This window comes from Streptomyces fulvoviolaceus (assembly GCF_000718165.1).
GTDB classification, from domain to species: domain Bacteria; phylum Actinomycetota; class Actinomycetes; order Streptomycetales; family Streptomycetaceae; genus Streptomyces; species Streptomyces fulvoviolaceus.
Window position 1 is genome coordinate 91,606 of record NZ_JOEY01000038.1, and the last position, 7,526, is coordinate 99,131.

Below are 7,526 nucleotides of genomic sequence, written 5' to 3' on the forward strand. Positions count from 1 at the left end.
GGATGCGGATCGCACAACTCGCGGGGCGCACCGTGCTGTTGACGTCGGAGGGAGCCGTCGACGTCCCCTCCGCATTCGAGGGCCACCTCTTCGAGAGGTGGGACGAACTGCTCGACTGGTCACGGGACGCCACCGGGGGGCGCCCCTACGACGAGGCCGAACTCGAAGCCCCCGTTCAGGCCCCCCGCCAGATCTTCGCCGTCGCCCTCAACTACCGTCCCCACACGGCCGAGGCGGGCTACGAGGAACCCGAAGCGCCCCTGGTCTTCACCAAGTTCCCGACCTGCCTCACCGGTCCGTACGCCACGGTCGACCTGCCGCCCGGGAATGTCGACTGGGAGTTGGAACTGGTCGCCGTGATCGGCCGTGAGACCCGCCGGGTGCCCGTCGAGAAGGGCTGGGAAGCGGTCGCAGCCCTCACCGTCGGCCAGGACCTCTCCGAGCGGATCGCCCAACTCGCGGGCCGTCCCGCCCAGTTCTCCCTCGCCAAGTCCCACCCCGGCTTCGGCCCGATCGGCCCCGCCCTGGTCAGCCTCGACGAAGTCCCCGACCGCGACGACCTCGACCTGACCTGCGAGCTGGGCGGCGAGGTGGTGCAGCACGACCGCACCGCGAACATGATCTTCCCGATCCCCCGGCTCGTCTCCTACCTCAGCGAGTTCTGCACGCTCCTGCCCGGCGACCTCATCTTCACCGGCACCCCGGCGGGCGTCGGGAACCGGCGCACACCCCAGCGGTTCCTGACCCCCGACGACGAGTTGGTCAGCCGTATCGGGGGAGTCGGCGAGATGCGGCACCGCTTCCGGAGGAGGACGCCATGACGCGGCCCACCCTGTTCACCGACGTCCAGGTCTTCGACGGGACCGGGCGCGATCCCTTCCCCGCGCAGGTCCTCGTCGAGGGCAACCGCATCACCGAGGTCGCCGACCGGATTCCGCGCGACCGGCGCTCCGAGGCCCGGGTGATCGACGGAGGCGGCGGCACCCTGCTCCCCGGACTCGTCGACGCCCACACCCACCTGGGCTTCGGCTCCACCGTCGAACACCTCTCACGGCGCCGCGACGAGCCGGAGGAGGAGAAGGCGCTGCTCGTCGCGCACGCCGGCCGCGTCCTCCTCGACCACGGCATCACCAGCGCCTACTCCGGCGGCAACCGGCTGCCCCGCACGGAGGTCGCCGCCCGCAAGGCGTTCGCCGAGGGCTGGATGCCCGGTCCGCGCCTCAAGGCCGCGTCCTGGGAGGGCAGCGCGGGCATGGTCGAGCCCGGCGTCTACGACTTCCCGGGCATCGACGGACGGGCCTCCGACCCCGACTCGGTGTCCCGCTTCGTCACCGGCATGGCCGAACTCGGCGTGGACATCGTCAAGTTGTCGCTCTCCGGCGAGAGTGCGGTCGTACAGGGAACCTCGCGGATCGTGCAGTTCACGGACGACGAGGTCATCGCCGCGGTCCAGGCCGCCGACAAGCACGGCGTCTGGCTCACCGCGCACGCCCACGCCGCCGAGTCCATCAAGATGGCCGTACGGCACGGCATCCGCGCGATCTACCACTGCACCTTCGCCGACGAGGAGGCCCTGGACCTCCTCGAAGCCGCCCGGGACCGTGTCTTCGTCGCCCCGACCCCCGGCATCATCCACGCCAACCTGTACGAGGCCGGCAGCGAACCCGAGCCCGGCATGGAGGTCGAGGCCACCGCCGAGGCCGTACACAAGGTGGTGCCCGAACTGGTCCGGCGTGGCATCCGCGTGGTCCCCGGCGGCGACTACGGCTTCGCGTGGAACCCCGTCGGCCGTAACCTCCGAGACCTCGAACTCTTCGTCGACTGGTTCGGCTTCACCGCGGCCGAGGCACTGCGCGCCGCCACCCGGTACGGCGGGCAGGTCATGGGCATGGAGGACGAACTCGGCCTGATCCGGCCGGGATTCCTCGCCGACCTCGTCCTCGTCGACGGGGATCCGCTGGAGGAGATCGGCATCCTCCAGGACCCCGGCCGGCTGGCAGTGATCATGAAGGACGGCGCGCTGCACAAGGCCCGGGTGTGATCCGGGCCCGTACGGCCGCCGGACGGCTCGTGGGGGAGTGGGACGGGAGCGTGGCGGTGTTCCGGGGCATCCCGTTCGCCGCGCCCCCGGTCGGCGACCTGCGCTGGCGGCCGCCCCGGCCCGCCGCACGCTGGGACGGGGAGCGGCGCGCGTACGACTTCGGGCCCGCGCCCCTCCAGTCGCAGCCGCCCCGCGACTCGATCATGTACCACACCAACTTCGCCGACCGGCGGGCGCTGGTGATGAGCGAGGACTGCCTCTACCTCAACGTCTGGACACCGGATCCGGCGCACGCCGGCGGGCTGCCGGTGATGGTCTGGATCCACGGCGGCGGCAACCGCTACGGACACGGCGGCCAGGAGATCCACGACGGCCGTGCCCTGGCCGGGCGCGGGATGGTCGTGGTCACCCTCAACCACCGGCTCGGCGCGCTCGGCTTCCTCGCCCACCCCGACCTGGCCGCCGAGGACGACCTGGGCGCATCCGGCAACTACGGGCTGCTCGACATCGTCGGCGCCCTGACCTGGGTGCAGGAGAACATAGCGGCCTTCGGCGGCGACCCGGGCCGGGTGACCCTCGCGGGCAACTCCGCCGGAGCCGCCCACATCTGCCACCTCATGGCGGCGCAGGCGGCCCGGCCGCTGTTCCGCGCGGCCCTCGGGCAGAGCGCGTCGGGCATCGGACGCGCCGAGGGTCCGCTCGTCGAGCAGGGCGAGGCGCAGAAGCAGGGGCTGCGCTGGGCGGAAGCCTTCGGCGACCGGGACATCGCGGGACTGCGGCGGCTCGACGGGGTGGAACTCGTGCTCCGGGGCCACTTCGGCCCCGTCGTCGACGGGCGGGTCCTGACCGAACCCAGCGACGAGGTCTTCGCCGCCGGCCGGCAGCACGCCGTACCGCTGCTGGTGGGCAGCAACCTCGACGAGGGCTCCGTGTACGCGGCCCCGGACGTCCTGCACCGACTGCCCCTGGAATCCGGCACGGACGAGCTGTACCCCGTCCGGGACGTGGAAGAAGCCAGGCGTACGGCACGACGGTTCACCGGGGAGAGCCGCTTCACCTACCCCGTGTGGCAGTGGGCCGCGGAGCACCGGCGGACGGCACCGACATGGGTGTACCGCTTCGAACGGACGCCCCCGCTGCCGGACGGCCTGGCCCTCGCACCACCGCGCGACGGAATGCCGGAGTACGGCGTGTACCACACCGCCGAACTCCCTTACGCCCTCGACAACTTGGACCGACGTGCCTGGCCCTGGAGCGAAGCCGACCGCGAGCTGGCACGCACGATGGCGGACGCCTGGGCGCGCTTCGTCGCCACGGCCGACCCGAACGGGGGAGCCCTGCCGGTGTGGCCCGCCTTCACGGGCACCGAGGTGATGATCTTCGGGGACGCCGTGCGGGCCGGTGCCGTCGAGCGGCTCGAGGCGATGCGTCTGCTGGCACGCTGCCCCAGGCCTCTGTGAAAGGACTTCGTATGGCAAGGCTTCCCGACACCGACGGCGCCGGCGAGATCGCCCAGCGCATCCGTGAGCGACGGGGCGGTACCCTGCGCCCCCTCGACCGCATGCTGCTGCACAGCCCGCAGCTCGCCGACGGCTGGAACAGCCTGCTCGGTGCCCTCCGGGGGCGGCTCGAACTCCCCGCGGACATCCGCGAGTTGGTGATCCTCAGGATCGCCGTACTCAATCGTGCGCCGTACGAGTGGACGGCGCACGAGCCCGACGCGCGGCGCGCCGGGCTCGGCGACGGCGAACTGGACGAGCTGCGGCGAGAGAAGCCCCACCTCGACATCCGCCAAGGGCGGGTCATCGCCTACACCGATGCGATGACCCGCGACATCCACGTCCCCGACGAGCTGTTCGACGCCCTCCGCGCCGACTTCACCGACGCCGAACTCGTCGAACTGACGGCGACCGTGGCGGCGTACAACATGGTGTCTCGCTTTCTGGTCGCCCTGGACGTACAGAGCCCGTCCTAGGACCTGCCGCCGTGGTGCCGCCTGACGAAGTGGAGCAACAGGCGGTTCCAGGCGGCCGGTTGCTCCCAGTGCGGGTTGTGACCCGCCTCGCGGACGACATGGGTCTCCACGTCGTGCAGGTGCCCGGCGTTCAGGCGCATGACCGAGGGCGGGCTGTACAAGTCGGCGTCCCCGGTGATGAGTTGGACCGGCAGGGTCAGCGTCTCCAGGGCCGACCAGGTGATCGTGTGCGCCGGCGACTGGGCGAAGGCGTCGGAGGTCCTGGCGCGGGAGTTGATCTCCAGCCAGGCCGCCACCCCGTCCCGGTCGCCACCGCGATAGGAGGGGCCGAGCTCCTTGAAGTCGACGGGCATGTCGCCGAAGGGGTCGGGCTGGAGCGCCGAGGTCAGCTCCAGGTACTCCGTGTCCATGATGCCCATGATGCTGCCCGAGACCGTGAGGCTGTGCAGCCGGTCCTCGTACGAGAGCGCGTACTCGAGCGACACCGGGCCGCCGGCCGCCGAGCCGCACAGATGGAAGCGCTCCAGCCCCAGATGGTCGGCGAGGGTGTTGAGGTCCCCGGAGGCGGTGTCGGCCTCCGCTTTCGTGCCCGCCACCGAGTTGTATGCCCCGCGCCGCGAGTAGCCGATGACCCGCATGCCCGCACCGGCCAACACCGGCTGCTGGTAGGGCCAGCTCTCGCCGCTGCCGGAGCCGGGATGCAGCAGGATGACGGCCTCCCCGTCGCCGCCGGTGTCCCAGCACCACAGGCTGCCGCCACCGGAGACGGGCACCTGGTACTCGGTGACCGGCACCTGCTCGGGTATCGGCACGGGCTCCCACGTCTCCTCGGCGGACGCGGCCTCGGCCGTGCCGGAGGCGACACCGGTCGCCGTGAACGCGGCCAGTGCGGCGCCCCCGACGACGGCGCGTCTGCTGAGGGCCGACGGGCTCGTGCGGTTTCGCTTCATGGTTCCTCTTTCCTCCGGTGAAACGGTTCTCAAATCGGTTCGCAATTCGGCTCTCTGTCGACAGGAAGCAAGTAATGCTTGCGGATCCCGGGATCAAGGCGCGTCCTGGGGTGAGATAGTGTCGACACCGTTGCATTGGCTGTGGGCCCGGATCAGGCAGGGAGAAGTGCCGCATGACCGATCAGGACACGCACCTCGTGCTGGAGCGCCTCCTGCGGCTGCGGGACCGGCGCGAGCCGCTGGTCGCGCAGATCGCCGAATGGGTGGGCGCCGGGATCATCGAGGGGCGGCTGGAAGCCGGGCAGGACCTCAACAGCGTCGACCTGTCACGCCGGTTCGACACCAGCCGCACGCCCGTCCGCGAGGCGCTGATGCTCCTCGAGCAGGAGGGCCTGGTCGAGATGAAGGCGCGCCGCCGGCCCCGGGTCGCCGCACCCTCGCTGCAGGACATCCGGGACATCTACCAGGTGCGCAAGAACCTCCTGGCGATGCTCGCGGGCCTGCTGGTCGAGCGGGCGAGCGACGAGGAGCTGACCGAACTGCGCACGCGCGTGGAGCGGATGCGGAAGCTGGCCGACGACGGGGACGTGGACTCGTACTTCTGGAGCCATGTGCTGCTCCAGGAGCGGATGACCGAGATCGTCGGCAACCCCACGCTGAAGCAGATCCTGGACTCGCTGGCCCTGCGCACTCTGATGCTGCGGCACCTGAGCCTGACCCGGGCCGGGCGTCTCTCCTACAGCGTCGACGACCAGGAGCGGCTGCTGCAGGCCTGCGAGGAACGCGACGGGGAGCTTGCCTCCGCCCTGATCGCGGGGGCGACGGTCCGCGCGCAGCGGGCGGTGGAGGAGCAGCTGGAGCAGGATGCGACGGCACGCGGGCGCAAGCCCGTGCGCAGACGCCGGGCCGCTGACTAGCGCGCGCTGACCGCAGCTCACTTGGCCAGCACCCCGCCGTCGACGGGAAAGTTCCCGCCCGTCACCCACGCCGACTCGTCCGACGCCAGATAGACCGCGCACCAGGCGATGTCCTCGGGCCTGCCGACCCGGCCCAGGGGGATACGGGCGAGCAGCGCCTGCTGCGCCGCACCCTCGTGCGCCCCGGCGGACTCGGTGGCGGGGGTGCGCACCATGCCGGGCGAGATGGTGTTGGCGCGGATGCCCGACGGACCGCCCTCCACCGCGAGTTGGCGGGTCATTCCGAGTACGGCGGACTTGCCCGCGCAGTGCGCGACCATCCCGAAGGTCCCACTGCCCCGGAAGGCGTTCACCGAGGCGAAGTTGACGATCGAGCCCCCGCCGGACGCCTCCATGTGCGGCCATGCCGCCTGCACGGGCAGGAACACCACGTCGACCTCCCCGCGCATGGTCGGCGTCCACTGTGCGGCGAAGTCCATCTCGGCCGCCGTCGCCATGTGCGGGGCGACGGCGCCGGCGGTGACGAGGACGTCGACCCGGCCGTGCCGCTCGTACGCCTCGTCCGCGAAGCGCCGGGCATCGGCGGGATCGGTCATGTCGAGCGGCGCGAGGACCTCGACGGTGAGCCCTCGGTCGGCGGCGGCCTTGCGGGTGCGCTCCGCCGCGGCCGGGTCGATGTCGCAGCCGACCACGGTCGCGCCCTGCTCGGCGAAGAGCAGCGCGCACCCCTGGCCGATCCCGGCGCCCGCGCCGGTGACGAGGGCGACCTTCCCGGCGAGCCTGCTGGTCACATGGACCCCCTTCTCGAGGCAGTCTTCGCGACCGCGGTGCGGCTCGCCCTCTCTTCTTAGTGTCGACACTCTTGGCCAGTCAAGGGGTGTGACGTCTCAAAGGTGCTGTTCTGTCGACAGTTTGGTGGTGGGTGCTTATGGAAATGACAGCCCCGGGTCATACGCGTCACAGCCGCCGTCCCTAGGTTCCCGTGCCCATGACAGAGAACCTTCCTGCGCAACAGCAGGGCGAAGCGAAACACAAAGCGACCCGTACCGTGAACCGTCGCAAGGTCATCGCCGCGGGCAGCGCCGTGGCCGCGGCCGCGGGATTAGGACTCGCGGCGACGGCGTCGGCCGACCAGGTGAGCGGAGCCACGGAGACGGCCGATTCCACCGGTTCGGCGTCGGGCTCCACCTCCTCGACATCCGCCGTCTGCACCCTCAACGCCGAGGTCACCGAAGGTCCGTACTCCCTCGAAGGCGCCCTGGTCCGTGAGGACATCCGGGAGGACAAGGAGGGCTTCGAGGTCCAGTACACCTTCACGGTCGTCGACCAGGCCGACGACTGCGCACCACTCGCCGACGCCCTCGTCGAGATCTGGCACTGTGACGCACTCGGCGAGTACTCGGGCTTCGTCGGCGGCAACGGCCACGAGGAGGAGGACAACGGCACCTTCCTCCGCGGCGGTCAACTCACCGACGAGAACGGCCAGGTGAGCCTCGTCTCCATCTGGCCCGGGCACTACGTCTCCCGCGCCATCCACGTGCACATGCGGGTGCACACCGATGTGACGCTGACCGACGACTCGTACACCGGCGGCGAGATCATCCACACCGGCCAGCTCTTCTTCGACCAGGACATCAACACCG

8 protein-coding genes are annotated in these 7,526 nt (G+C 71.0%); 6 read left to right on the forward strand and 2 right to left on the reverse strand.

The genetic code is table 11. The features are described 5' to 3' along the window. Nucleotides 1-2: 2 nt before the first annotated feature. Genes IG08_RS0135415 through IG08_RS0135430 form a run of 4 tightly spaced genes read left to right on the forward strand, consistent with a single transcriptional unit; the run spans nt 3 to nt 4,016 of the window. On the forward strand, nt 3-821 hold the full coding sequence (locus tag IG08_RS0135415) for a fumarylacetoacetate hydrolase family protein (protein ID WP_030612361.1): 819 nt from the start codon (nt 3-5) through the stop codon (nt 819-821). Further along, a complete protein-coding gene (locus IG08_RS0135420; RefSeq protein WP_030612364.1) occupies nt 818-2,041 on the forward strand; it encodes an amidohydrolase family protein in 1,224 nt (407 codons plus the stop codon). The genes IG08_RS0135415 and IG08_RS0135420 overlap by 4 nt, the downstream gene beginning before the upstream one ends. Next, the gene (locus tag IG08_RS0135425; RefSeq protein WP_052424998.1) at nt 2,038-3,501 is read left to right on the forward strand and encodes a carboxylesterase/lipase family protein; all 1,464 of its coding nucleotides are present in this window, start codon (nt 2,038-2,040) and stop codon (nt 3,499-3,501) included. Before IG08_RS0135420 ends, IG08_RS0135425 begins: the two co-directional genes overlap by 4 nt. An 11-nt stretch (nt 3,502-3,512) precedes the next feature. Then, complete coding sequence (locus tag IG08_RS0135430; RefSeq protein WP_030612371.1) at nt 3,513-4,016, forward strand: carboxymuconolactone decarboxylase family protein; 504 nt, start codon at nt 3,513-3,515, stop codon at nt 4,014-4,016. On the opposite strand, the gene IG08_RS0135435 is transcribed toward IG08_RS0135430, so the two are convergent. Next, nucleotides 4,013-4,966 (reverse strand): alpha/beta fold hydrolase, encoded by a 954-nt coding sequence (locus IG08_RS0135435; RefSeq protein ID WP_043456023.1) that lies wholly within the window; start codon nt 4,964-4,966, stop codon nt 4,013-4,015. The two genes, IG08_RS0135430 and IG08_RS0135435, sit on opposite strands and share 4 nt — an antisense overlap. A gap of 173 nt (nt 4,967-5,139) precedes the next feature. Here IG08_RS0135435 and IG08_RS0135440 point away from each other — a divergent pair, with 173 nt between their 5' ends. Next, complete coding sequence (locus IG08_RS0135440; protein WP_030612377.1) at nt 5,140-5,883, forward strand: GntR family transcriptional regulator; 744 nt, start codon at nt 5,140-5,142, stop codon at nt 5,881-5,883. 17 nt (nt 5,884-5,900) lie between these two features. Here the strand turns inward: IG08_RS0135440 and IG08_RS0135445 are convergent, their stop codons facing one another. After that, the gene (locus tag IG08_RS0135445) at nt 5,901-6,674 is read right to left on the reverse strand and encodes an SDR family NAD(P)-dependent oxidoreductase (protein ID WP_030612380.1); all 774 of its coding nucleotides are present in this window, start codon (nt 6,672-6,674) and stop codon (nt 5,901-5,903) included. A gap of 344 nt (nt 6,675-7,018) precedes the next feature. Between IG08_RS0135445 and IG08_RS0135450 the strand changes: the two genes are divergently transcribed. Beyond that, a partial coding sequence (locus tag IG08_RS0135450; RefSeq protein ID WP_476713211.1) for a dioxygenase family protein occupies nt 7,019-7,526 on the forward strand: 508 nt, incomplete at its 3' end.